Origin of the sequence: Streptomyces sp. NPDC017890 (assembly GCF_044328675.1) — a bacterium.
GTDB lineage: Bacteria > Actinomycetota > Actinomycetes > Streptomycetales > Streptomycetaceae > Streptomyces.
This window is the reverse complement of record NZ_JBIRHU010000107.1, coordinates 1-2,428: the sequence shown is the minus strand read 5'-3', so window position 1 is coordinate 2,428 and position 2,428 is coordinate 1. Positions and strand designations below refer to the sequence as shown.

Genomic DNA, 2,428 nt, shown 5'->3' with positions numbered 1-2,428 from the left:
AGCGCCAGAGTTCGGCCAGCGAGATCATGATGGCCCAGAGGGTGGGCTGGACGATGTCGACGCGTTGGAGGGCGTCTTCGTCGTCGAGGACGTCGTGGAGTGTCCAGTCGGTGTAGGGGGCGAGGGCTTGTGCGCATGCGCGCATGCGGTCGGCGAAGACGGGGTTGGTGTCGAGGAGTTCGAGGGCCATACCGGTCCACTGCGACCCCTGACCCGGGAACACGAACACCACACCGGACGGGGGCGTGGCCGTGCCGGCCACCGTGCCGGGGGCAGGCTCACCCTTCGCCACCGCCTCCAGCCCACGCAGCAACTCGTCCCGGTCCGAACCGACGATGACCGCCCGGTGAGCCAGAGAGGAGCGTGTGGAAGCCAGCGACCACGCCACATCCAGGGGGTGCGCATCGGCTTCCGCGGTCACGAAGGACCGCAGGCTGGCGGCCTGGGCCCGCAGCCCCGCCTCGTCCTGGGCCGACACCACCCACGGCACGGCCACCGGCTCGGTACGGGTTTCCTCGGCAATACCCACCTCGGGTGCCTGTTCGAGGATGACGTGGGCGTTGGTGCCGCTGACGCCGAACGAGGAGACACCGGCGCGGCGTGGGGCTGCCGTCTCGGGCCAGTCGGTCCGCTCGGTGAGCAGTTCGACCGCACCGGCCGACCAGTCGACGTGCGGGGTGGGCTCGTCGACGTGGAGGGTGCGGGGGAGTACGCCGTGGCGCATCGCCATGACCATCTTGATGATGCCGGCGACGCCGGCGGCGGCCTGGGTGTGGCCGATGTTGGACTTGACCGAGCCGAGGAGGAGGGGCCGGTCGGTGTCGCGGTCCTGGCCGTAGGTGGCGAGGAGCGCCTGGGCCTCGATGGGGTCGCCCAGCGTCGTGCCCGTGCCGTGGGCCTCCACGGCGTCGATGTCGGACGTCGACAGGCCGGCGTTGGCCAGGGCCTGGCGGATGACGCGCTGCTGGGAGGGGCCGTTGGGGGCGGTGAGGCCGTTGGAGGCGCCGTCCTGGTTGACGGCGGAGCCCCGGACCACGGCCAGCACCTGGTGCCCGTTCCGCACGGCGTCGGACAGCCGCTCCACGAGCAGCATGCCGACACCCTCGCCCCAGCCGGTGCCGTCCGCACCCGCCGCGAACGCCTTGCAGCGTCCGTCGGAGGCCAGGGCACCTTGGCGGGAGAACTCCGCGAACGCGGTCGGGGTGGCCATCACCGTGGCGCCGCCGGCCAGGGCCAGCGTGCATTCCCCGGACCGCAGTGCCTGCACCGCCAGGTGCAGGGCGACCAGCGACGACGAGCAGGCGGTGTCCACGGTGATCGCAGGGCCTTCGAGACCGAAGGTGTACGACACCCGGCCGGAGACCACACTCGCCGCGCTGCCTGTGGCCAGGTGCCCGTCGGCACGTTGGGGTGCGCTGCCGACGAGGGCGCCGTAGTCCTGGCCGTTGGTACCGACGAACACGCCCGTACGGCTGCCGCGCACCGAGTCGGCGGTGATGCCCGCGCGCTCGAAGACCTCCCAGGACGCCTCCAGCAGCAGCCGCTGCTGCGGGTCCATCGCAATGGCCTCGCGCGGTGAGATACCGAAGAATCCGGGGTCGAAATCGGTTGCTCCGTAGAGGAAGCCACCTGCCCGCACCGGCATGCCGTCCATCCCGTCGGCGGTGTCCCAGCCGCGGTCCGGAGGGAAGGCCGACATGGCGTCCGTGCCCGCCTCCAGCAGCTGCCACAGCTCTTCCGGAGAGCCGACATCGCCGGGGAAGCGGCAGCTCATGCCCACGATCACGATCGGGTCGTCGTCCGCAGGCGTCGACGCTGCGGTCGCCGGATCGATCGGAGAGGCCGGAGAGACCGCTCCCTGCCCGAGGACTCTCTCCCGGAGATGTCCGGCCAGCAGTTCGGGCGTGGGGTAGTCGAACACGACGGAGGCGGGTGTGCGGACGCCCGTCGCTGCGGTGAGCCGATTGCGGAGCTCGACGGCGGTCAGCGAGTCGAACCCGGCCGCCTGGAAGGTGCGCGACACGTCCACGGCCGCAGGGGAGGCGTGCCCCAGGACCGCGGCGACGTGACCACGCACCAACTCGGTGACCGTGCGTCCCTGCTCGACCGGTGGCAGGTGGCGCAGCCGGTCGGCGAAGGCCTCGGCCGTTCCACGAGCAGGTCGGAGGTGTTCGGCGCCGAGCAGTTCGGTCAGGAGGGGGCTGGGCCGGGTGGCGGCGAGATGAGAGCCGAGCGTCTCCCAGTCCACGTTGGCGACCAGCATCGCCGCCTCGTCGTCCGCCAGTACGCGCTGAAGCGCGGTGAGCGCCAGAGCGGGTTCCATGCCATCGGCGTGTCCGGCGCCCATGCCGGTGTGGGCCCAGGCGCCCCAGGCGATGGAGGTGGCGGTGTGGCCTTGGGTGCGGCGGTGGTGGGCGAGGGCGTCGAG

Annotated in this window: 1 protein-coding gene; it reads right to left on the bottom strand. The window is 72.0% G+C overall.

Going from position 1 to position 2,428, the window contains the following annotated elements; translation table 11 throughout:
• Nucleotides 1-2,428, bottom strand: a 2,428-nt coding sequence (locus tag ACH4F2_RS35670) for a beta-ketoacyl synthase N-terminal-like domain-containing protein (RefSeq protein ID WP_398136776.1), incomplete at both ends; no start/stop codon positions are given.